Source organism: Paenibacillus peoriae, assembly GCF_022531965.1.
Taxonomy (GTDB): Bacteria; Bacillota; Bacilli; order Paenibacillales; family Paenibacillaceae; genus Paenibacillus; species Paenibacillus polymyxa_D.
This window is the reverse complement of record NZ_CP092831.1, coordinates 272,516-296,808: the sequence shown is the minus strand read 5'-3', so window position 1 is coordinate 296,808 and position 24,293 is coordinate 272,516. Positions and strand designations below refer to the sequence as shown.

General features: G+C 47.0%; 17 protein-coding genes. 12 read left to right on the top strand and 5 right to left on the bottom strand.

What is annotated here, in order from left to right:
• Positions 1-138: 138 nt before the first annotated feature.
• Both MLD56_RS01240 and MLD56_RS01235 read left to right on the top strand, forming a co-directional pair.
• Positions 139-1,443 (top strand): sensor histidine kinase, encoded by a 1,305-nt coding sequence (locus MLD56_RS01240; protein ID WP_029516894.1) that lies wholly within the window; start codon positions 139-141, stop codon positions 1,441-1,443.
• Positions 1,444-1,448: 5 nt separating this feature from the next.
• Positions 1,449-2,378, top strand: coding sequence for a response regulator (locus MLD56_RS01235; protein ID WP_013308322.1), 930 nt, complete (start codon positions 1,449-1,451; stop codon positions 2,376-2,378).
• A gap of 81 nt (positions 2,379-2,459) precedes the next feature.
• Here MLD56_RS01235 and MLD56_RS01230 read toward each other — a convergent pair whose 3' ends face one another.
• Together MLD56_RS01230 and MLD56_RS01225 are read right to left on the bottom strand one after the other, a co-directional pair.
• A complete protein-coding gene (locus MLD56_RS01230) occupies positions 2,460-2,963 on the bottom strand; it encodes a MarR family transcriptional regulator (RefSeq protein WP_049816963.1) in 504 nt (167 codons plus the stop codon).
• Positions 2,964-3,066: 103 nt separating this feature from the next.
• Positions 3,067-4,566 (bottom strand): monooxygenase, encoded by a 1,500-nt coding sequence (locus MLD56_RS01225; RefSeq protein ID WP_029516895.1) that lies wholly within the window; start codon positions 4,564-4,566, stop codon positions 3,067-3,069.
• A gap of 306 nt (positions 4,567-4,872) precedes the next feature.
• Here MLD56_RS01225 and MLD56_RS01220 point away from each other — a divergent pair, with 306 nt between their 5' ends.
• Positions 4,873-5,370, top strand: a complete 498-nt coding sequence (locus MLD56_RS01220) for a DinB family protein (protein WP_029516896.1) — start codon at positions 4,873-4,875, stop codon at positions 5,368-5,370.
• 458 nt (positions 5,371-5,828) lie between these two features.
• On the opposite strand, the gene MLD56_RS01215 is transcribed toward MLD56_RS01220, so the two are convergent.
• A complete protein-coding gene (locus MLD56_RS01215) occupies positions 5,829-6,650 on the bottom strand; it encodes an endonuclease/exonuclease/phosphatase family protein (protein WP_029516897.1) in 822 nt (273 codons plus the stop codon).
• 5 nt (positions 6,651-6,655) lie between these two features.
• Complete coding sequence (locus MLD56_RS01210; protein ID WP_029516898.1) at positions 6,656-8,320, bottom strand: PTS transporter subunit IIBC; 1,665 nt, start codon at positions 8,318-8,320, stop codon at positions 6,656-6,658.
• 242 nt (positions 8,321-8,562) lie between these two features.
• On the opposite strand from MLD56_RS01210, the gene MLD56_RS01205 reads away from it, so the two are divergent.
• The 9 genes from MLD56_RS01205 (at position 8,563) to MLD56_RS01165 (ending at position 21,968) form a co-directional block, all read left to right on the top strand.
• Positions 8,563-9,570, top strand: coding sequence for a LacI family DNA-binding transcriptional regulator (locus MLD56_RS01205; RefSeq protein ID WP_029516899.1), 1,008 nt, complete (start codon positions 8,563-8,565; stop codon positions 9,568-9,570).
• Between the two features lie 154 nt (positions 9,571-9,724).
• A complete protein-coding gene (locus MLD56_RS01200) occupies positions 9,725-12,007 on the top strand; it encodes a glycoside hydrolase family 65 protein (RefSeq protein ID WP_029516900.1) in 2,283 nt (760 codons plus the stop codon).
• A 25-nt stretch (positions 12,008-12,032) separates the two neighbouring features.
• The gene (pgmB, locus tag MLD56_RS01195; protein WP_029516901.1) at positions 12,033-12,698 is read left to right on the top strand and encodes a beta-phosphoglucomutase; all 666 of its coding nucleotides are present in this window, start codon (positions 12,033-12,035) and stop codon (positions 12,696-12,698) included.
• 236 nt (positions 12,699-12,934) lie between these two features.
• The gene (locus tag MLD56_RS01190) at positions 12,935-14,413 is read left to right on the top strand and encodes a spore germination protein (protein ID WP_029516902.1); all 1,479 of its coding nucleotides are present in this window, start codon (positions 12,935-12,937) and stop codon (positions 14,411-14,413) included.
• A 4-nt stretch (positions 14,414-14,417) separates the two neighbouring features.
• Positions 14,418-15,575: a Ger(x)C family spore germination protein gene (locus MLD56_RS01185; protein WP_029516903.1), complete on the top strand. Its 1,158-nt coding sequence runs from the start codon at positions 14,418-14,420 to the stop codon at positions 15,573-15,575.
• Positions 15,575-16,693: a GerAB/ArcD/ProY family transporter gene (locus MLD56_RS01180; RefSeq protein ID WP_029516904.1), complete on the top strand. Its 1,119-nt coding sequence runs from the start codon at positions 15,575-15,577 to the stop codon at positions 16,691-16,693. The genes MLD56_RS01185 and MLD56_RS01180 overlap by 1 nt, the downstream gene beginning before the upstream one ends.
• A gap of 195 nt (positions 16,694-16,888) precedes the next feature.
• Complete coding sequence (locus MLD56_RS01175; RefSeq protein WP_029516905.1) at positions 16,889-18,544, top strand: SWIM zinc finger family protein; 1,656 nt, start codon at positions 16,889-16,891, stop codon at positions 18,542-18,544.
• Positions 18,541-21,510, top strand: a complete 2,970-nt coding sequence (locus MLD56_RS01170) for a DEAD/DEAH box helicase (RefSeq protein ID WP_029516906.1) — start codon at positions 18,541-18,543, stop codon at positions 21,508-21,510. The genes MLD56_RS01175 and MLD56_RS01170 overlap by 4 nt, the downstream gene beginning before the upstream one ends.
• A 113-nt stretch (positions 21,511-21,623) precedes the next feature.
• Positions 21,624-21,968 carry a hypothetical protein gene (locus tag MLD56_RS01165; protein ID WP_016820169.1) on the top strand — a complete coding sequence of 115 codons (345 nt, stop codon included), beginning with the start codon at positions 21,624-21,626 and terminating at the stop codon, positions 21,966-21,968.
• A 90-nt stretch (positions 21,969-22,058) separates the two neighbouring features.
• On the opposite strand, the gene MLD56_RS01160 is transcribed toward MLD56_RS01165, so the two are convergent.
• On the bottom strand, positions 22,059-24,152 hold the full coding sequence (locus tag MLD56_RS01160; RefSeq protein WP_029516907.1) for a pectate lyase family protein: 2,094 nt from the start codon (positions 24,150-24,152) through the stop codon (positions 22,059-22,061).
• Between the last annotated feature and the right edge of the window lie 141 nt (positions 24,153-24,293).

The window sequence follows — 24,293 nt, the reverse complement described above, 5'->3', positions numbered from 1 at the left end:
CTACAATCTGATCTATAAAAACCGACAATTATCTACAGCTGCATTTATTTTTTTCTATAAATTCACAAACTTTAACGACGAGCCTGTGAATTTAGCTCACATTGCCTTTCTGATTGAATACCCAGGAGGTGAATATGGATGAAGTTGAACACGCTCCTTTTCCTGCTCATGCTTGTATTTGTACCGCTCGCAGGTGAGCTGAATATTCACCCGTTCGCTAATACATTCCGTCTCAGCTTTGGTACGCCTGTATTTTTTTTCTTTCTGTTATCTATTCGTCATATTCCGCCTGCATTATCGGGAGTGCTTGCAGGGATAGCAGTAGTCGCCTTTCGCATCTTACTCAATCATTACACTCAGTCCAGTCTTCTCTTCGAAGAGTTGCTGATCTTGCATGGCCCTACCTTTTTTTATTACATGGTCTACGGTCTGCTCTTCCAGCTCCTTAACATTAATGCTGAGCCTTACCGCGCACTCCGTGTGGGTATCCTCTCTGTAGGGATTGAGGTTGCCGCAAGTGTGTCGGAACTTAGCGTCCGGTGGAGTATTGACGGCGATTTCTGGGACATCATTAAGATCAGTAAAGTAGCTTTTATGGCTATGATCCGCAGCTTCTTCGTGCTTGGGTTTTATAATATGATTCGGTTAAATCAATCGGTCCAGCATGAAGAGGCACAAAGACAGCAGACGGAGCGAATTTTACTTCTTGTATCAGACTTGTATGAGGAGTCGGTCCAGTTAGGCAAAACGCTGTCACATGCAGAACAAATCACTCGTGAAAGCTACGAGCTGTACCGTGAACTGCAACAGGATGAATCTCTAAAGGATAGAGAACATTACGCCAGACAGGCACTTCGTATTTCCGGACAGGTTCACGAGATTAAAAAAGACAGCCAGCGGATTTTTGCTGGTTTGTCCAAGCTGATTGATGCCGAAAGCGGAGTGCATTACATGGCTTCTCAAGAGCTTGGGGAGCTCATCATCCGAACGAACAGCAAGTACGCCCAATCACTGGACAAGTCTATTCGTTTTACCCTAGATGTCGATCCTTTGTTGCCCAAGCTACATGTTTATACCGTTCTGACACTTATTAATAACCTGACAGCCAATGCGGTTGAAGCCATGAGGGACGACGGAAGGATTGACGTTTCTATTCGCTGTCTTCCGGGAAAAGAGGATATAGCTTCATTTAGTGTTACCGACAACGGTCCGGGTATTCCTCAGCGGAAACGGGAAATGGTCTTCACACCAGGGTATACGACCAAGTATGATGAGGAAGGACAACCGTCGACCGGTATGGGATTGTTTTATGTACGTGAGGTCGCGGAGAGCCTTGAAGGAACGATTGAACTACAACAGATTGAGGAAGAGAATACAGATAGATTACAGACCACTTTTAGAATTACATTGCCTTTACGGAAACTGACGGAGAAAGGAAGATAGCCCGGATGCGTTTTTATATTGTGGATGACGATCAAGGGATTCGTTCTATGCTGGCAGACATTATTGAAGACGAAGGTCTAGGGGAAGTCATCGGGGAAGCGGAGGATGGTTCCTATGTGAATAGCGGCCTGCTGGAGCTGAACCGGATTGATGTATTGCTAATTGACTTGCTGATGCCGCTTCGTGACGGCATTCAGACCGTGCGTGCACTCGGCGATCAATTCAGCGGCAAAATCATTATGATTTCTCGCATCGAATCCAAAAACATGATCGGCGAGGCGTACTCGCTCGGTATTGAATATTATGTGGCCAAGCCTTTGAATCGACTGGAGATTATTGCAGTTATTCATAAGGTGGCTGAGCGTCTGCGCATGCAGCAGTCGATTACGGATATCCAGCGGACGCTTCAAGGGTTGTCGATGTTCACATCGAATAACCCAACGGCAACGATTGAACCGACCCGAAACATCGTAACTTCCGGGCAGTTTCTGCTCTCCGAGATGGGAATGATCGGCGAAGCTGGGAGTATGGATTTGTTGGACATGCTGGAATTTCTGGACCAGTATGAGGAGGAAACAGGCAATCTGTCTCCCTATCTGTTCCCGCCGTTGAAGGATATATTTGCTAATGTAGCATCCAAACGGTTAGGGGCTTCAGCCTCAGCAGTAGAGCTGAGTAAGGAAATTAAAGCATCGGAGCAGCGTGTCCGCCGCGCTATTTTCCAGACGCTAAGCCATATAGTATCGCTCGGGTTGACTGACTATACCCATCCTAAATTTGAAAATTATGCATCCAAATTTTTTGACTTTACAGAAATCCGCAAAAAAATGCTGGAGCTACAAAACAATGTGGAGCCTTCACTGTCCCAAGCCCGCATTAATACGAAAAAGTTCGTACAGGTGCTCTATATGGAAGCAAAACGACTATTGCATTAAGAGAAAACGCACCTGCATCTCCTCATGTATCTATTACTCGGAGATAAAACAGGTGCCCATCGTTGATGATTAGATATCTCTTTAATCCAGACTCTTTCCCTGCCACTCCATAGCTTCCAAGAGATCTACACCATCGGACAGCAGACGTTTCAAGACATTCAGTTCTTCTGAGCTGTAACGATTTAAAAATTGAAATAACTGTTGCTGTACCTCAGCATGCAGTCGCTCATGTACAAGAAAGAGTTTTTTTCCCAACGGGGTTAGCCGAAAATAAATTTCTTTTTTGTTGTCGTTCAGCTGGGTTCTGCGAATCCAGCCTTCCTTGAGCAGCTTGGTGCTGACTTTCGAAACGGTACCTTTGCTCAGCTCCATTCGTTGCGCTAAGGTTGTAACATTGATCGGCTCATGCTGCCCGATACAATCCATAACGTGTACATCCGTCATATTGAGCGAAGTCATTCCATCAAAGTGCTCGCGGATTTCTTCGAGAAAGGTCATGCTCTCTCTTTGCTGATGCTGCTCCCACTGATGATTCATCTTAATAAGCAAATCATAGACATGCTGAACCGATGTCGCCTTTTCCATACGAACAAGTAGTCACTCCTTTGGCATACTCCTCCTTTCATTATAGCCCACATTTGTTTCACAAGAAACAATATGGTCATGTTATGAACATACCCTTTCCCCTTTATACCAATGTGGCAATGCCTTCCTTAATCACACTCAATATATCCGTTTGTTTCATAGAAATGGCCCAAGCGATATACCCATCCGGACGGATGAGAACCGTATGCACATCTCTCCATCCCACGGGCACTTCCTCGGCTACGGCCTCCACATATGAAATATGTGAAAGTGAGCTATGGTGAAACTCATTCGATACCTCATTATCCTGTGCAAGATGGAGAAGTACAAAGCGGCCTTCATGAAGAAGATCGTAAGCATACGTTGTCATTCCGTCAGGCAAATGCAATTCAAAATCAGCAAACCGTTTCCCGTTCAGTGGATGCTGCGGTATATTGCTAGCCGCTGGATAGCATACATCCAGTGCACTAATCTGCTCTGCCATAGATTGATTAATTTCCGGATGGCGGAACCATTCCTCATGCAATTGGCGGTGTGCCAATACAGCAGGCGTAAAGTCCAATAAGCGGGTCTGAACCTCGGTATTCCGTAAGAACTGCGTATTAACCGGATAACGTTCCTCATGATAGCTACTCAGCAGCGTGTCTGGAGCCCAGCCACGAATCACTCCGGCCAGCTTCCATCCCAGATTTGCCGCCTCTTGCAAGCCAACATTCATTCCCTGTCCACCTGCCGGGAAGTGGATATGCGCAGCATCACCTGCCAGCAGGATTCTCCCTTTACGATAGGTCTGCGCCTGCCGCGTTGCGTTCCCGAATCGAGATAACCAGCGAGGATTGGATACCCCAAGATCTGTACCGAGCAGATCATACAGTCCTGTCTGCACTTCTTCCAGCGTCACAGGCACGTCCTTCGGAATCTCCATCATTCGTGGTGTAGTCAAAATAACCCGATAAATATCTGGATACACGGGGGCAATCATCACTCCACCTCGTTCACTATATTCGGAATGCACGCCACTTTCAGGCGGATTGGCTAACTCTACATCCGCCAATATAGCGGTCAGAGTCGTATCCGTGCCCGGAAAAGCAATCCCGGCTTGTTTCCGCACGATACTGCCGGCTCCATCTGCTCCTACAACATAAGCAGCTGTCATTACCGATACATTGGCTTGTGGTCCAGATGTGCATACACTCACCACCTCTACGCCCTTCTCGTGCTCCCGCACAGATACCACTTCCATGCCACGATGAACGACAACTCCCAGCTTGAGCGCATGCTCCTCGATCACCTTCTCTGTGATCACCTGTGGAATAAACAACGTATAATTAGAAGAACTATCAAGCACAGAAAAATCCAAGCGGGTATTCAGCATTGAAAAATGACCCGTACGTATAGGTCTGCCGAGCTTCATAAACCGCTCCTTCAATCCACGCATATCAAACATCTCAAGCGTTCGTGGATGTAGCGTAAGGGCACGTGACTGGTCACTAGGCTCCTCTAAACGTTCAATTACACATACGCTCACTCTTGCTAATGCCAACTCCGCAGCGAGCCACATTCCAACAGGTCCGCCGCCCACTACAATCACTTCGTAATTCATGTTCCCACCCCTATCTAACATCTTTATGCCCACTACCTAATCGTTTCGAAAGAAACAATATATGCATGCGGAAATCTCCCCTTAACATTTCTGCATACATCAAAAAATATATTAAACTTTCGTTTATTGTTTCTCTCGAAACAATAATATTGTAATTTAATTGATAACAATTATCAACTACTTTATTATAGTGATTTCTACCCTTACTTTAAATCATGCACTCATTTCCATTTTATAAAATATAATTGTATAATCTTTAAATGAGACTAAGCTAGAATAAACTCTCCATCGAAGGGATGATTATACATGTCGGATGCCAACCAATTATTCGGTCAAGCGCTGGTTAAATCACTGGTCGGGGAACGTGGACACATTCGAGTCGCTCGCGCCTTGCCGGACATTGACATCGAACTGGCAGGGAAGAAAAATGCAGAAATGCCCTACAGCATTTATCAACTGCTGAAGCATATGATTTACTGGCAGCAATTTATGCTGGAGCATCTGGAAGGGCGGAAGCCCCAGCTTCCGGGCAATGTCATGGAAAGCTGGCCCCAAGAAACTGGACCGCAAAGCGAAGGGGCATGGCAGGCTGTCATTAACGAATTTCTACAGGGGGTAGATCGGGCTGTGCAAATTGCCGAAACTGCGCAACTGGATGAATCACTGGCTCATTTCCCAGGGGAAACAAAGGCGGGACTATTGCGAAATATCGCCTCCCATAATTCATATCATTTGGGTGAAATCGTACTGCTACGCCGGATCTATGGAGCTTGGCCACCACCAGGAGGTGGCTTTCCAGCTTAAAGGCAACACCACCGCTCTAATCAAGATTCCTTCCATCCGCCGCTTCATACCTCCATCATTGCATTGGGATTTAGGCACCGCGAGGAACTCGCTCGCGTAGCCTATATGGGAACCCGCTAACTCGACTTGAAGCCGTTCATCCGTAATCAAGTGCAATCCGAATAACGGTTCCCATAATGCAAGATCAAAGAGAGGTTTCGAGGTTATGGTGAGACACTTATATTTAAATCGTAATATCGCCTGTATGATCGTGATCAGCCTTATTGCTAACATGAGTGGGAGTATGATCCTTCCACTCTTTGCTATTTATGTAGAGCAATTCGGGATATCCGTACTCGGCATTTTACTACAATTTGATTTTGGTGTTGATTGCTATGGTTATCCAATATGTCATTCGATTCAAGTCGAAATCTATAAGAAAAAGGCCACTTGCTTAAGCAAGTGGCCTCCTTTCTTTCTCACAGCTCCAACTCAACTGCAACCCCAAAATGATCCGATACAACTGGTCCAGTTTTCCCGTTCAGTACAACGGTTGAGGATTGAACCTGTACAGCCTTATTGGAGAAGATAAAGTCAATACGGAGCGGCTCCGCATTACTTTCCCAACCAGCAATAGCTTTAATCACCGTGTGGCCATCATCACGTACTGCTGCATTCGGATAGGTGTCCGACCAGCCGGATTGCAGTACATAGTCATATCCTTCTCCGCGCACTTCAGCCGCGTTGTTGAAATCACCCATCATGAACACAGGAGTCGGAGCAAAAGAATTTAGCACTTTGGTTGTACGATCCCATAGTCCACGGAAGGATTCTTCATCATTCCACCAGTTAAAATGTCCACTTACAAACCAGGCCTGCACTCCGTCCACCACAGTTTGAATACCGACAATTTTACGTGAGCGGTAGTTGTCATAATCCTGTAGCGAGGAAACATATTCGTTCACCGTAGCTGTAATCGGTGTTTTCGACAGAATCGCCAACCCCTCGTCGTATTTGGCAAAACCAACATGCGCGGGAGCCCACGTCCAATGATAGCTATCAGACAATAGCCCGTTCAGCACATAAGCATAGTTATCACGCTTAATGACAACTTCAGGATCTGCGCTATGGTAAGTGCCCAAATCGTCCGCTGACAAAGGAGCCTCTTCCATAGTCTGGTTCACTTCCTGTAAAGCAATGACATCAAACTGCTGTTTATCAATAAAAGCAGCCAGTTGCTTTAGCTTATCGTGCTGGTTTTCTTCCATCCAAGCATGTGCATTTAAGGTTAACAACTTCAAAGTAATCACCTGTTGAGTATGTCTTGTATATCTGATTTAAGCACATCAGCCTTCGGTCCGTAAACCGCCTGCACCCCATTATCTACTTTTATCAAGCCCAAGGCACCCAGCGCTTTCCACGTCTTTTCGTCCCCAACGGCATCTGTATCCTTCACCGTCACACGCAGACGGGTCATGCAAGCGTCCACCTCGACAATATTCTGCTCACCCCCAAGTGTCTTGATGATATCCGTAGCCAGTTGGTTTTGAGTGGAAGTAGCTGCCACACCCTCTGTCTTCGTACTCCCTGCCTCGGAAGTCCCTTGAGGCTCCTCATCCGTATAGTTCCCCAGTCTTCCTGGCGTAGCCATTTGGAATTTACCGATCATAAAATAAGCGATAAAGTAGGTTGCTACCGCAAACACCACGCAAGTCAGCACGAAGTTAATAATATCCTGCACCAACCCCGCATTTATAGACAACGGCATTCGGGTCAGCAGTTCAATCATACCAAATGAATGTAAACGCAAATGTATGATGTCGGCCATTCCGAACGCAATACCGGTAAGAATAGCATAAACCACATACAGCACAGGCGCCACGAACATAAACATGAATTCCAGTGGCTCCGTTACCCCTGTTAAAAAGACAGCTGCGGCTGCCGAAAAGATCATCGACTTGTACTTGCCGCGTTTGTCTTTGTCTACACGGCGATACATAGCCACCGCTAGTCCCATAAGGATACCTGCTCCACCAATCATTTGTCCTACCTTGAAGCGGGCAGGCGTCACGCCTTCCAACAAGCTATTGTAGGCTGTCGGATCGGTACCACGAAGCGCACTCAGGTCACTTGCCCAAGCCAGCCACAGCGGGTCTTGCCCGGCAACGACACTTCCTGCCCCGGAACCTGTAAGCGTTGTGTAAACGCCTCCAAGTTGAGTATAGTTAATAGGAACGGTCAGCATATGATGAAGTCCAAAAGGAATCAGCAGTCTTTCCAGTGTACCATAGACAAATGGTGCTACAAAAGGAGCCGATTCTCCCGAAGTCGCCAACCAAATGCCGAACTGATTAATCCCCCCCTGGACAAATGGCCAGATGGCAGACATGATCAAACTTACGATGACAGACCATAAAATCACGACAAAAGGAACAAAACGTTTACCGTTAAAAAAGGCTAAAGCGTCCGGCAGCTTGCGGTAATTATAGTACTTGTTAAATACCACCGCCCCGACGAATCCGGAGATGATACCGACAAACACGCCCATGTTGAGTGCAGGTGCTCCTAAGACAGAGGTGAAATAACCACTGACCGGAATCGATGCACCGAAGAGTGTATGGGTGGTTGCTCCCTCCTGGGTTAACATCTTCGATGATACGCCCAAAATCGTCCCTGTTGAAATATTGATGAGAACAAAGGCAATTAAAGCCGCAAAAGCCCCGCCCGCCCGTTCCTTAGCCCAGGAACCACCTATCGCTACCGCAAATAGGATGTGTAAGTTATTGATAATACCCCAACCCAAATTCTCCATGACCCCGCCGACGGTCAACCAGAAATGAATATCGCCAGCCAACATCGCCACTACTTTACCAAGCGAAATCATAATCCCGGCCGCCGGCATAACAGCAACAACCACAAGCAGTGCCTTCCCAAGCTTTTGCCAAAAATCAAATGATAGAAGTTTTTTCATGCTCGTTCAGTCTCCATCCCTTATAGTATGTATAGCATGGGTAGTACTCAAAAAATATTATGCAATCGGTTGCACAATTATTATAATGATATCGCTTTCTATTAGCAATACCCTAATTGTAAATATCTTGGTTAATAATGATAGAAACACTCGAAAAAACCGCGAATTTGTTGATTTTCGAGCAATATCGTATGATAGAACATAATATTTCCTGCTTGAGATAGCAAAAGGAGACGAAGACGATGGCAGTAACCATCAAAGATGTCGCAAAACGTGCTAATGTTGCTACCTCCACCGTATCCCGCGTCATTCAAGACAGCCCCAAAATCAGCGAAGCTACCAAGTTACGTGTCCGTAAAGAAATGAAGGCGCTTGGCTATGAACCCAACTATTCAGCTCAGAGTCTGGCTAACCGAGTCACACAGTCGATAGGCATTATTATGCCTGAATCGGATGTGGCGATCTTTCAAAATCCTTTCTTTCCGGAAAGTCTTCGCGGGATCAGCGAATGGGTGAACGAGCACAACTATACACTGTCGATTGTCACAGGCAAAACGAATGATGAATTGCTATCCCGCGTAAAGCTGATGACCCGGACCGGACGCGTTGACGGCTACATTGTCCTGTACTCCAAGCAAAAGGATAGCATCGTGGAGTATCTTCACAAAGAAAAAATTCCCTATACCGTAATCGGCAAACCTCAACAGTTTGTCAGCGAAACCACCCATGTAGACAACGACAACTACCAGGCTGCCAAGGATGTGGTCACTTATTTGACTGGGCTGAATCATCAGCGCATTGCTTATGTTGGCGGTGATCAGGAACACATCGTGAATCTTGAAAGACTCCGAGGCTACCAAGATGCGCTACGAGAGGTTGGCTTGCCTCTACCGAAAGAATACGTGGTCAGAGAACCCTTTAATCTGGAGGACATGCGCGCGTTATTGCAGGCTACCCCGCCGCCTACTGCGATGATCGTTAGCGACGACCTTGTAGCCATGGCCGTACAGAAAATGCTTGCCCAGTTAGGCGTGTCCATGCCAGAGCAGTTATCCATGGTGAGCTTCAATAATCTAATGCTGGCTGAGCTGATGAATCCTCCTCTTACATCCGTGGATATTGATATCTTTACTCTGGGTTATCAGGCTGCCAAAAGCCTGATTGAAAAAATCGAGGACCCCAAGGAACTGACCAAACACATCATTGTGCCCCACCGAATCGTGGAGCGCAAATCCAGCCAGGTACTATGAATCTCTAAGAAATGAACAAGAACTGATTTTGTGGATATCCATAAAATCAGTTTTTTTGCGTTGACAGGGCAAACGGTTGCACTATATACTGAACTCGCTCATATATTGGTCTCGTTAAAACAACGATCTCATTTTCCGAGAGGGGTACGCACTCATGGTTTACAACCGATTATTCGACGTAGATAGTTGGAAGCTGACAACACACGCTCTACATAGCACACACATGCGATTACAGGAAAGCTTAACGTCCATAGGCAACGGTTATATGGGCATGCGCGGCAATTTCGAAGAAACGTATTCAGGGGATCATCATCAGGGAACTTATATCTCCGGTGTATGGTTCCCCGACAAAACAAAGGTCGGCTGGTGGAAAAATGGCTATCCTGAGTATTTTGGTAAGGTCATCAATGCCATGAACTTCATCGGCATCAATCTGATCGTAAACCAAGAGGAAGTAGACTTATTTACGGCACACATCAGCGATTTCGTGCAGGAGTTGGACATGAAACAGGGGATCCTGCGACGCACCTGCACCGTGAACGATCAGGTTCGTATCACTACGGAGCGTTTTCTGAGCATCACCACTCGTGAGCTATGCCTGATTGATTACCAAGCAACGAATATAAGTGAGCAACCTCTAACTATAGAGCTTGTCCCCTATTTGGACGGCAATACGAAGAATGAAGACACGAACTATGATGAGGTTTTTTGGCTGGAGGAGGCCCGAGAGGTTCAGGAACAATTCATTAGCCTGTCCACAACAACTATAGATAATCCCTTCGGTATTCCGCGCTTTACCGTAAACGCTACCATGGGTATTGTGACCGAGGGACAGGATCAGCAGACGACGGAAGAGGGCTTTTTGTATGCTGCTCGCCACTATCAATACAGCGTCGCTCCGGGCGACAGTATCCAGCTGCAAAAATTTGTGGCTGTTACAACTTCACGGGATATGGAAAAGGACGCACTGATTCCACAAGCTGAACGCATCGCCGTAGAAGCTGTGAACAAAGGCTACACTTCTCTTAAACAGGAGCATGTCGCAGCTTGGGCCCGACGTTGGGACAAAGCAGATGTAGAAATAGAGGGCGATACGGAGGCCCAACAGGGAATACGCTTTAACATTTTCCAGCTGTTCTCTACGTACTACGGTGAAGATGCCCGTCTGAACATTGGTCCCAAGGGTTTTACAGGTGAAAAATATGGCGGTGCCACCTATTGGGACACAGAAGCATATGCCGTACCTATGTACCTGGCGCTCGCAGACCCGGATGTAACCCGAAATCTGCTGTTGTATCGCTATCAACAACTTGAAGGTGCCAAGCATAACGCGACCCAGCAAGGACTTCGGGGTGCACTGTACCCTATGGTCACTTTTACGGGTGTGGAATGCCATAACGAATGGGAAATTACCTTCGAGGAAATTCATCGTAACGGTGCCATTGCCTATGCCATTTACAATTACACCAACTATACGGGTGACTTGACCTATCTGCATGACTACGGCGTAGATGTACTGGTCGAAATTAGCCGTTTCTGGGCCGATCGGGTCCATTTTTCCAAAAGTCAGCAGCAGTATATGATTCACGGGGTTACCGGGCCAAACGAATACGAAAATAACGTCAATAACAACTGGTATACCAACACGCTGGCTGCATGGGTTTTGAAATATACATTATCGGTCTTGCCTCAAATTTCGACTGAGAAAGCGCAGCGCCTGGCAGTTACGGCTGATGAGCTTGCACATTGGCAGGATATCGTCACTCACATGTATTATCCCTATGATGAGGAGCGGGAAGTCTTCGTACAACACGATACCTTTATGGATAAGGATTTGCAGCCTGTATCCGCCCTTGATCCCAGCAACCTTCCACTAAACCAGAAATGGTCATGGGATAAAATCCTGCGTTCATGCTTCATTAAGCAGGCAGATGTGCTGCAAGGACTGTATTTCTTTGGAGACCAGTTCACACTGGAGGAAAAAGCGCGCAATTTTGCATTTTACGAGCCCATGACTGTTCATGAATCCAGTCTGTCTCCTTCTATACACGCCGTGCTGGCCGCCGAACTCAAAATGGAGGAAAAAGCAGTCGAGATGTATAAGCGGACGGCCCGTCTGGATCTGGATAACTATAATAACGATACCGAAGACGGCCTTCATATCACTTCCATGACGGGAAGCTGGCTGGCGATTGTACAGGGATTTGCCGGGATGAGAACCTATAATGAAACATTAAGCTTCTCCCCCTTCTTGCCTCAAGACTGGACCAAATATACGTTTAAAATCAACTATCGCGGTCGCTTGCTAAGTATTCTCGTACAGGAAAATGAAGTGATCATTACCCTGTTGGATGGAGAACCGCTGACGCTGGAGCTGTATGGACAGCCAACGCACATTACCAGTGGGCGGCCGTTAATGACGAACAGCGTTTCATAAATCGGGTAGACAGGGGGGAAAGCAAATGAAGGCAGTCATTTTTGATCTGGACGGAGTCATCACAGATACCGCCGAATATCATTTTCAGGCATGGGGCAGCTTGGCGGCAGCGTTAAACATCCCTTTTGATCGGGAATTTAATGAACAGTTAAAAGGAATCAGCCGTACGGAATCGCTCGACAAAATACTGGCGCGCGGTAACCTGTCCAATACGTTTTCAGAAGAAGGCAAGCAAGAACTGGCCACACGGAAAAATACGGAGTATCAGCGGCTCATCTCAGCTGTAACTCCCTCGGACATTCTTCCAGGCATTAAAGCGCTTCTGACAGAACTTCGTGAAGCCCGAATCGGCATCGCTCTGGCCTCTGCAAGTAAAAATGCAGCGTTTATCCTGGAGCGACTGGAGCTAGCGTACTATTTTGACAGTGTGGTGGATGTTACCGCCATTCGGCATGGCAAGCCTGACCCGGAAATTTTCCTCACTGGAGCTGCAAATCTGGGCGTTCAGCCTGCCGATTGTATCGGTATAGAGGACGCACAGGCTGGCATACAGGCGATCAAGGGCGCCGGGATGTTTGCGGTCGGTGTAGGAACACCTTCACAAATGCAAGGGGCAGATATCGTGGTAGCCACGACTGCCGAGCTTTCTCTGAGCATGTTGGAGGCACATTTTTACGAGTTCAAAAAGTGACTCCACTCGGAGGAATTTATATGGCGTTATCTCTAGGATAGAGTACCCTCGCCTCATAAGTATGACCAAAAACGGACACCACTGGTGTTCGTTTTTGTTTACATATACCCAAAAAACTCCCTCTGTCTCTCGCGTCTTCAGCTCCTCTATCGTTGAACACATTAGATTACCATTCCATGAATATTTATTACCATTTTACACATATTACATGCATAACTTTTGAAGGAGGAGGAGTCATGGCAAGATCACTCGAGGCGAAATTGGACCATCTACAAAAGACCCTGGGTCATCTTCCTGATGTCGTCTTCAAGAAAATGAATGTGGGTCAAACGGGAATTCATGTAATTATGATCTATCTCTCTGGTATTGCGGATACGAGCATCATTAACGAACAAATCGTCAAGCCGCTCATTTTAACTGGAATTCGTGAAAGTCACTCCCAAGTTAATCCCGAGAAAATAAAGGAGGAGCTGATACAGCAGACAGCATTTACGATCGATATGGAAGAAGAGACAGACCTTGAGACGTGTGTACACGAAGTGTTATCGGGAAATACCTGTCTGCTGATCGAAGGAACCGATGAAGTCTTTTTTGCGTCTACGGGCCAGTTTCCGTCGCGAAGTGTCGATGAACCAAGCACTGAAACTTTGGTTAGAGGACCGAGAGAAGGTTTTATTGAAGATTTGCAAAGCAACCTGGCAATGGTAAGGCGGCATATCAAAGATCTAAGTTTCAAAATAGATAAAATGACCATAGGAAGGAGATCCTCACGGAAGTTAGCGATCCTGTACATATCAGATATCGCAAATCCGGAGCTAGTTCAGGAAGTTAAACGGAGAGTCGAAACGATTGATGTGGACGATGCTTCCGATACCGGGATTATTGAGCAATGGATTGAGGAACATTCATGGTCTCCGTTCCCACAGATCCAAGCCTCTGAACGCTCGGATAAAGCTATAAATGCTTTAATGTCCGGAAGAGTTGTCATTATGCTTGATGGCACTCCTTTTGTCCTGATTGCTCCCATGACCTTCTGGATGCTGGCTCAATCCCCAGAGGATTATTACGAGCGTTTTCCTTTAGGAACATTTTTCCGCATGCTTCGTTTAACGGCTCTGTTCATTGCAACATTCCTGCCTTCGCTGTACGTTGCACTTATTTCTTTTCATCCTGGATTAATCCCACCTGAGCTAGTGATGTCTATCGTTGCCTCAAGGGAAGGGATTCCTTTTCCCGTTTTTGTGGAAGCTCTAATTATGGAGTTAGCATTGGAAATACTGCGCGAGGCAAGTCTACGGCTACCTAAAGGCATAGGACAAGTCATCGGGATTGTAGGCGGTCTTGTGATTGGACAAGCCGCTGTCGAGGCGGCGATCGTAAGTGCTTTTCTGATTATTGTCGTTGGTCTTACTGCCATTGCGTCCTTTGCAAGCCCGCAGTACAGCGGCAGTATTGGAATCCGGCTTCTTCGTTTCCCCATTATGATGATCGCAGGGATTTATGGGCTGTATGGAGTAATTTTAGCCTTTATTTGTTTAGGCGTACACATGGTCCAGATCAAAAGCTTTGGAGTTCCTTACATGTCACCCCTAGCCCCAATTCGGCTAAGAGATCAACAAGATACTTTGGTTCGGGTTCCTTTTAAATATCTCAAAAAACGCCCTATGATGCTAAAGACACAGGACGAAATACAATCTAACAGAAAAAGGAAGTAAACCTATGCTCTCTTACATCTTTCTGTTTCGTCGAACCCTATGGGCGCAAAAATGCTTTGCTGCATGGATCGCATGTGCTGCTCTCCTCACCGGTTGTTGGGATAGCAGAGAGATCGATAACTTGAGTATTATTCAAGGCGTCGCCATTGATACGGATCAGCAGGATATGCTGGAACTTACCTACCAGCACTTAATAGCGCAGAAATCCAGAAAAAATATGTATAGCAACGTAACAACCTTTAACAAAGATTCAATCCAGTCTGCTTCCAGGGAACAGGCCAAGCAGGTATCCCGTGCTCCTTTATATAGTTTTATTCGCTTAATTTTGATTAGTGACCAAGCTATACAAAAAACAAGAATCGACCAATTGTTAGATACGTTTACTCGCTCCTATAAACCGAGTCGAAAATCACTTGTTATGATCGTAAAAGGCAATGCGAAAGAAGTGCTCAATAAGATTGGCAAACATAAAGAGATACCTTCCATTGACCTTGAAGCATTGGCCAAAAATAGTGATTTCAACTCAAAAATACCTTATAGAATAACATTAGGGGAAATGTCTACACATATCTCACAAGGAGCTGACTTCCTCATTCAATGCCTAGAAAGCAATGACGGCAATCACTTCTCAGGAGCAGCTCTGGTCAGCGGCAAAACGAAGAAATTTGCTTATTGGCTGGACGAAGAGGATGTTATCGGGATCAACTGGATGCTGGGAAAAACGAAGGGTTCCATTATTAAAGTTGAGGACCCAAAGACGAAACAACACATGGTCTTTGAAGTTGAGGATGCCCATAGTAAACTTATTCCCCACCTTAATGGACAGGATCTCTCATTCACAGTTCGTATCAAAACAGATATCAAGCTAAACGAAAACTCGGTTACTTCTGTGGACTTCCTGAAGGAATCATTCATCCGAACCGCCAAAGAAGCAGCGCAAGATGAAATCAAACAGACCATATCCCAATCGCTAAACACACTTCAGAAAGAAATGAGAGCAGATGTAGTCGGTTTTGGCACAAAAGTAAAAGTGAACTATCCCGCTTACTGGGATCGGGTAAAGGAAAATTGGCAAAATACATTCAGTCAAATACCAATCGATGTTCAGGCTGAAGTACAGATTAAACGAACAGGTGCTTATACAAAAGGAGAGGAAGAGTAATGTCCAACATACCTTCCATGAAACAGGAAAAAATCTCTACCCTTCAAGCCTTACTTACAGTCACTTCGACCGTGTACGCTGTGGGAATTGTCAGTTTGCCAAGAACCATCGCGGAAAAGACACAAACGCCCGACGTGTGGCAGGGACTTTTGCTGGCAAGTCTGCTTGGGGTAGGCATCGTTTTTATCCATTTTAAACTGTGCCGGAGATTTCCAGGGAAGACGTTCTATGAGCTCAATCCTGTGATCGCGGGTAAATTCATCGGCCTGCTCATCAATATTGCATTTATTGTACATTGCACGATGATATGCTCTTTTGTATGTAGAATGATGGCGGAATTCCTCAAAGGTCTTGCACTGGAGAGAACCCCAATAAGTATGATTCTCTTACCGTTTCTTCTGCTTATTGGGTATTTGACCTGGGGCGGTCTCCATGCAATGGTTCGATTGATCGAACTTTTTTTCCCTTTAACCCTTATTGTTTTTTTATTGTTGGTCGTTCTTAATGTCAACCATTTCAATCTTGATAATTTGCGCCCTGTTTTCCATAAAGGATGGCGACCGATCTTTGAATCACTTAAAGTTATACCTTTCTCTACATTGGGTTTTGAATCCATCCTTATATTAACTAATGTGATGACCCATCCCCAAAAAGCATGGAAGGCTGGGTCAATCGGCTACTCGATTGCAATGGGTTTGTATATTTTAATGGTAACGATGGTCGTCGGCTGTATGTCAGTTGAGGAAGTTTCCCGACTGCAATGGCCAGTCGTTTCTTTTGCACAGCAAATTGAATTCCCCGGCGCGTTCCTGGAACGATTTGAAATATTATTTATCATTTTGTGGACGATCAAAATTTTCATGACCGCCTCAAACTATTATTTCTATATTGTAACGGGGATCAGCCAGCTCACCCAAAAGTGGAACGGGTATATCTGTTATCTCCCGTTAATTATATTATTTTGCCTGAGCATGTATCCCCAAAATTTTGTTGAGATAGGCAACTTCGATAAAATAATAGGTTATTTTGGAATTGCTGTATGCGCAGTAGTACCCTTGGTGCTTCTTGTTATCTCTATGGTCTTCCATCGAACAGAGAATCCGGATGGGAAACAATAGAGAATGCCTCCCCGCTCTTGCCAATGAATCAAACCCCTTATGCTATAGCGTAAGGGGATTTTTACTTTTTACCCGATGGTTATTCTTCGGAATTTTCCAACTGCTCCCTCCACTCAATTTATATCCGTGAACTGATATAATGGAAGAGTTAAGCAGTCATCGGATTAACTATTCTCTCTTAGGAGACTAATGCATATGAAACCAACCTATCTTATGGATGATATACAGTGGCAACAGCTTATTCAAAACGTGGCTGACCATTTTAATGATGTGACGATCAAACGAGGTTTCCAATATTTTAAGCAAGGAAAGGTAAAAGAATTCGTAATGCCTGATGCCGATCATATTGCAGCTGTCGTGGATGGAAGCGAGCTATACGAGGTGGATCTCCACTTGAGCGCTTTTGCTGCCAGCAGATGTACATGCCCTGTCCACGCCAACTGCAAGCATATGATCGCCGTACTACTGAATTACGCGAATGAACAGGAACGTTCTGTACATGCTTTAGTGAACGCTCATTCGGCGGGATTCACTCGATTGTCGACAAAAGCTGACACGCGTAACACACCTCCTTCCCGGTCGAATCTTTCACCGGATCACAAGGAAACAACAAGAAACGCCCTCAGTAAAACTGCAAGTAAAATACCGGACATGCCCATTTCAGAGTGGCATGATCTGTTCGATCAGTGTATCGCCCTTAATCGTGTGAACACACAAAACTCCCAATTTGTCCAAAGCGCTTTAGCCTCGATCTATGCTGTGAAGCCACCGCTTTCACCTGGCATGCAACAGCTATACGGACTGCATGCTCATCTGCGTGTGCTGGAAAAGCTGGTACCTCAGTCTTCCATGCCAGGCTATCCCTCTCATACCTATATGGGGTATTACACGCAAATTGCTGCCGATGAGCTTAAAGAAGCGATCGATCGTGATTTTGAGAGTCCACTGGAGCTGACCGATGAACCGATGCAAGAAGCCCGTATGGCAGAAACCTTAGCCTATTTACGCCGAAAAATGCTGACAGAATCGCGTAACGGTACTTATTTTTCAGACGCGTATTATCAGTTTTGGCTGTACTGGGTGCATCCCGTAAGACAGGACTCCAGCATATATACGGAGGAATTACAGCATTTGCAGGCGGCTGAGGAGGATCTCGGCACTACTTTAGCAAGGCTTCCGTGGATGTTGGCTCGCAGCTGGATGCATATTTTCCAATCGCAGGATAATGAAGCCTGGGTACTTCTTCAGGAAGCGGAACGAGCTTTTCCACTAAAAATCTCTTCCAACCAATTGCTTTTGTTCTTACAGGCGTTGCGTAAAGCTGAGAATTGGGCACGCCTCAAGGACGGACTGCGGCATATCGGTCCCCTGCTTCACAGTCATCGGGATGACCATTTACAGGATTATATGCATGATTGGGATGTGGTTTTGCAGCACCTTCCAGAAGCGGAGCAGGACATGTGGGACACGCTGGTGGGTATGCTTCCATTTGCCGGAGGAATGTATGAAGAGGCACTGCTTGCTCACGAGAAATGGCGGTCATGGATCGACTATCAGCTAAGCATACGCAGTGAACCTTTGAGTTTTCGAGTGAGCGTGTTACAGCCCATTGAAAAGAACGCGCCTGAGTTACTACTCCCCTTTTACCATCAAGCGGTAGAACGCTATGTGCTAGAAAAAAACAGATCCAGCTATAAAGCAGCAGTCAAGCTATTAAAGCGGCTGTTCAAGCTGTACAAGAAAATGAAGCAAGAATCACGCTGGGAGCTGTTCTTTACGACCTTCACCAGCCGTCATAGCCGCCTGCGGGCGCTACAGGAGGAATTGCGGAAAGGGAAATTGTTATCATGAGTCAATATACCGAAACGATTACCGTGCATATCCAATTAACTACCTATGGAGACGCGCTGATCTATGGCGATTCCTCCATGAACTATAGCATTTCCGGCCAAATTCTGAAGCAGCGTTTGTTTGCTTGGCATGAGGCTTCGTTTTATGGCACCGAGCTGGAGATTCAACATGTTCAAGACACGGATATTATCCTGCTGCCTTCGGAGCAGGTGATTCCTTTTCTGGCAGAGCGCGAGCTTCTAAAGCATATCGAATGGATCTGGGACGAGGCCCATGCCCCATGGCTTCAGCTGATCCCTTCGCTTGCTCACTGTATTGAAGCGAAAGCCTATGTGCCCAGCTTCACGGCGTTCCAGGCAGGGAAGCTGCAATGGGAATGGGATGCGGAAGGGGAAGTACTGGAAAACATCCAGCCGGCAGAGCTTGCTTTGCTAGGCAACTTGGAGAAGGACGAACAAGATGGGCTGATAGCGGCGTTCTCGTCTGCCGTATTTCAACGCTGGTACGGCACCGAAGCGGAAGCCGCCGATTTGCGAAGAGAATATCCGATTCTCTTCGCCTCCAACCGCCCAGCCGCGGCGGGTCTAGACGCGCGGGCCTGGCTCATCGCCATCGGCTGGAAAGCCGATACCGCGCCCTTTCGGCCGCTTCTGCAACTGCTGGAGCCAGAGCTGGAGGACGACGAGCCGTCCTGGCAGCTCAAGCTTGTGTTGCAGGACAAGCAAGACCCGGCGTTGCTGGTGTCTGTACAGCTCGCCGATGATGGGTACGCATCCGGCTCATGGCCCGATGCCTGGACAGCACATGTCCGTGAGCGCTCAGCCGGGTGGCTAGAAGGCTTGACCTCGATTTTGCCTGCCGGGCAGCGTGCCGGAAGCCGCGATGACGTGCTGAATCGCCCGCTCTCCGACGAAGCGGCGTGGCAATTCCTGACGACCGACAGCCAGCGTCTGCTGGAAAGCGGTTGGCAAGTGCTGCTCCCGGCTTGGTGGGAGGCAGCTACCCGCAAGAAGCCGAAGCTGCGGGCCAAGGTACGCCCGGGCGAAGGGGCGGGAGAGCGCACGAAGGGCAGCTCGCTGTTCGGACTGGACTCGATTGTCCAGTTCGATTGGCGTGTTGCCATCGGCGATGCCGATCTGAGCGAGTCGGAATTCGCCGAGCTGGTCGCTCGCAACGAGCGCTTGGTTCGCTTTCGCGGGCAATGGATCGCGCTCGACCCTGCGCTGCTGGCGCAGATCCGCCGGGCTATGGCCGGGATCGACAGCGCTCAGGGATTGTCCTTTCAGGACATCCTGCAGCTCCACCTGCTCGGCAACGCCGACGATCCTGAAGGCGACGCCTCGAGTGAGCAGCCGGAGGATGCGGCACGCTTCCGGCTGGAAGTCGAGCTGAATGCCCATCTGCTGAAGCTGATCAGCCAGCTCGGACGGCAGTCAGAATGGCCTGCATTGGACGTGCCGGACGGGCTGCAAGCTGAGCTGCGGACGTATCAGAGGGACGGGTACGCATGGCTTGCCTTTTTACGGCGTTTTGGACTGGGGGCCTGTCTGGCCGATGACATGGGACTTGGTAAAACGGTGCAATTTATTACTTATTTACTGCACTTACAGGAAATTGCCGCTGAGACGGGTGTCCGCTCCAGTTCGCTGCTGATTTGCCCGACGTCGGTGCTGGGCAACTGGCAGAAGGAACTCAGCCGCTTCGCCCCTTCATTGAAGGTGATGCTGCACTATGGAAGCAGGCGGAAGCAGGGAGACTTGTTCCGTGAAGAAGTAGAGCAGGCTGATGTCATCCTGACCTCCTTTGCTACGGCAACCCTGGATCAAGAGCTGCTACAAAGCATGACCTGGGATTCGGTCTGCCTGGATGAAGCGCAAAACATTAAAAATGCGCAAACCAAGCAATCCACAGCCGTGCGCAGCTTTCCTGCACGTCATCGGATTGCGTTGACCGGGACACCTATTGAAAATCGATTGTCCGAGCTGTGGTCCATTTATGATTTTATCAATCCAGGTTATCTGGGCAGCTCACGCGCCTTTAGCAATCGTTTTATGAATGCTATTGAGAAGGAACATAACGAGCAGCGCACATTAGATTTGCAAAAGCTGGTTCAGCCCTTCATGCTGCGGCGCAAGAAGAAGGACCCTGCTATACAGCTTGATTTGCCTGACAAGAATGAGATGAAAACCTACATTCATCTGACCTCTGAGCAGGGCGCGCTCTATGACCAGATTGTCAAAGAGTTGATGGAACGGATGCAGAAGCTGGAAGGGATTGAACGGAAAGGAGCCATTTTATCCGCCCTTACCCAGTTGAAGCAGCTTTGCGACCACCCAGCCCTCTTAACCAAGGAGGCATTCCCGGATGCAGCGGCTTCCGGTTATAGTCAGTCCGATCTTGAGACGGTCATTAGCCGTTCATCCAAGCTAGAGCGCATTCTGGCTATGGTCAAGGAACTGCGGGAGGAGGGCGAGCGCTGCCTTATTTTTACACAGTATATTGGTATGGGGCAGATGCTCCAGCGGGTACTCGCTCAGGAGCTGCAAGAGCCTGTGCTCTATCTGAACGGTAGCACGTCCAAAACGGCGCGTGACCGAATGATTGATCAATTCCAATCTCACACGCTCCCCCCTGCCGAGCAGCCATCCGTGTTTATTTTGTCGCTCAAAGCCGGGGGGGTGGGTCTGAATCTGACGGCAGCCAACCACGTCTTTCACTTTGATCGCTGGTGGAATCCGGCTGTTGAAAATCAGGCCACAGACCGAGCCTATCGGATGGGACAAACGAAGGATGTACAGGTGCACAAATTTATCTCGCTGGGCACGCTGGAGGAACGCATTGATGAAATGCTGGAGAGCAAGCAGCAGCTTAGCGACCAAATCATAACCAGTACCGAAGGCTGGATTACTGAGCTGTCTACAGACGCGTTAAAAGACCTCTTTACGCTACGGCGCGAGTGGGCATAATGATGTCCCAAGTTCAATATATACCTATTTTTAGGAAGCAGTAGTTTATAGTCCGGTCCAAAACTCCTTTGTGTGCATTTACTATCTCATCACAACAAAGGAGTTGATTTGAAGTGGCCATTCGTCCTCCACAAACGCTGAAATCTACGGGCAGAAAGGTTCCTGTTACGAGATATCGCAATGTGAGTCCAACACAAACCCTTCGTAGATTTACAGTTATCTGGGCTAACAATGATGGTGTACCTTTTAACACGTCTGGATTTTTTGCAACACTCCGGCGTTTAGATGGAACCTTTGTCCAAGCTGCAGGCTTCGACCGCTTTGGTACTGCCCGATTCAACAGAGTCCGCACACCTACGAACCAGCCTTATATTCTGCGTACTTTTAGAGATGATGGAGTATTATTCCGCGTTAGATCCGTACCTGCTGGCGTATCCTCATTTGTCGTTATTGGTTAAGCTCATACCGAACGCAGCCTAAACGTGGGTAACCAAAAAAGCAACCAGAAACAGAGCATATCTGTCCTGGCTGCTTTTTTATATGCCTACCTATTCGGAATCTTCTTCCACTATTGCATCTTTCGTAGCGGCTGTATTGTACACCGTTTTGAGCCAGTTTTCACTCGACCAGTTCAGCTTGCCTGCACCCGCTCCATCCTTGGCCTGCAATTGAGCAACCAGGTTAGCAGGGTCTTCGGCAGTATAGCTGTATGGCAACGTTGTGAACCCATTCCAAGAGAAGCCCTTGGCCTTCGCAGGATAAGGGGCTAACGGGCTATTCGCAGCTTCACTGCCTCCTCTGAATACGGTACCATTGTCGGAAGAGATAACCTCTTCGGCTTTGATTTTACCTGTGTAATCCGCTTTGTTAGGATCTTTTTGATTATTACGCACTGGAGAAAACACATCAATTAAATAAGACTTTTCTAGCAATACCGCGCCGTTTTCTGTTGAAATTGCACCATTACCCACGACATCAAAATGGTATCCCTTTGCGGCAATTGCTTTAGCCATGTCAGAAGTAATTCTTTTTTTGGCTCTGGCCAATCCGGCATCGTCCATAACGATGTTATATGCATGAGCATTACCACCACGCAAACGTGGCATACGGTCCTGAATATCCAGGTAGTAATTATGATGCAGCGTCACTTCCAAATCCGCATTGTCGCCTGCCATTTCCGTGGCACCAACCAGATGCGCTTTCTTTTGTCCTGCTGCAATATCAATGATATCTTCTTTACTCATGCCTACTGCACTGCTTCTCAGATAAGCGTACATAGGATAGGAAGACTTGTCTGCTTCCATCGCATTGACTTGTTGGGTTACCCAGCTGTTGGAGCTGCGGTCATCTCCTTTGAACAAGGACCAGGAAATCGTAACTCCGTTACTCCCTTTTTTCACATCTACCAGACCATCATAGGCTTTGTTAAATGTGCAATGGTCGATCCATACCTTGGAGCTTGCACCTTCGACAGTAATATAGTCCCAGTCATTCTTGTCATAGTTCCCTTTGGTTGCTTCATCCCACTCCCAAAGTTCATCAAATTCGAGGTTACGAAAAATCAAATTGGAGCTTCTTTTGATAACAAAGCCGGCATGTTTGATTTTCGCACCATTGGCCGAGAAAATCGTAACCCCATTCATATTTTCGATATAGACTTTGCTCACACCTGTCTTTTTCAGAACAGGATGTGTTTGTACAGGATTGTTGGCACTAAAAGGCATTACTTTGGCAGCACTAGGAATTTCATTCCAACCGAGATCAAGATCGTTCATAATCTCAATCACTTTGACTTTGCTGCCTTTCTTCAGTGCTTCGTTGAGATCTACAGCGTTGTAAACTTTTTTGTAGTTGGCATCTGTATCCGCAATGTTGCCACCACCTGTATTACCATACGAAAAGCCAGTCAAATTATAGTTACTTTTAGAGGTTACATCAGGGTCCACTCCAGGAGTCGGTTTTTCTGTACCTGGTGTTGGATTCACAGGCGGTGTTCCTGGATCTACCTCAGAAGAAGCACCGGATACAATCACATTATCGAATTCGGCAGCTGCTTTGGAGGTCACCAAACCAATGGCTCCAGCAGTGAGGCTGGTGTCTGTTGCGGACAGCTCCAGTTGATCATTGACATACATTTTGATTTCCGAACCGGATAGTTCCAGCTTAACTCTGTACCATGTATTCGTGTCCAGTTTGTATTTTTTATTGGTAGCCAGTGTCTTCATAGAGCCTTTGACTTTTTTTCGAATCTCAAGCGCTCCGTCATTCTTGTTGTACAACGATGCTGCGTAGAAGTTGTTGGAATCTGTGTATCTACCTGCAACGTAGACTCGATTGGAGCCATTAAAATCATTTACATATACATCTGCTTGCACGCTATAGTTCGTCCATGAGGCATTACCCTTAACGGAATGGCTTTCGCTTCGACTAGATTGCTGGTATGTAGAGCCATTCCCATCCTTGACCACAGACCAGTTCCCCGAATCCGCGGTCCAGCCTTGAGCTTTTCCTTGTTCGAAATCATCACTTATCTGTAAATTCCCATCCGCATGTGCATGACCTAGCAACGGTAATGATAAAGACAGTACCAACGTACTGCTTAACATTACACTTGCACATTTTCTTAGCAAACTCGATTTCATATAACAATCCCCTTCTTGGTTAGATTCATGAATACTAAAGCAAAGGTTGCACCGTTCATCGGACATGACCTGCCCCAACGGTATATAACGTACTGATGAAGAGAATAATATCCCAACACCAATGAGGGCCCTCAAACGCTA